This window comes from Pseudomonas sp. SIMBA_067, assembly GCF_046534675.1.
Taxonomy (GTDB): domain Bacteria; phylum Pseudomonadota; class Gammaproteobacteria; order Pseudomonadales; family Pseudomonadaceae; genus Aquipseudomonas; species Aquipseudomonas putida.
Map to the genome: position 1 here is coordinate 1 of NZ_JAWRYH010000190.1, position 325 is coordinate 325.

General features: G+C 59.1%; 1 protein-coding gene. It reads right to left on the bottom strand.

The window, feature by feature from the left end; genetic code table 11:
• A partial coding sequence (locus tag SB765_RS28670; RefSeq protein ID WP_410932363.1) for an isocitrate dehydrogenase kinase/phosphatase AceK regulatory subunit occupies positions 1 to 325 on the bottom strand: 325 nt, incomplete at both ends.

Here is a 325-nt window from a genome sequence, read left to right on the forward strand (position 1 = left end):
ATGCCACGCACACCGGGTGCCATGACGAAGCGGTCGTCGCTGCTGGCCAGGTGGTTGATCAGCGCCCGGTAGAACTCCGACTTGCCGTGTTTGTAGAAACCGATTGAAGTGTACAGCTCGGCAATGTGCTTGCCGGGCAAGATGCGCTTGAGGAAGTTGACGAACTCGGCCGGCACCGGCACATCGACCATGAAGTACGAGCGGGTGAAGGAAAAGATGATCGACACCTCGGCCTCGTCGGTAATCAGCGCATCGGCCTCTACACCATGCCCTTCGCGGTGCAACAGCGGGATCACCAGTGGCCACTGCTCGTCGCTGTTGTAAA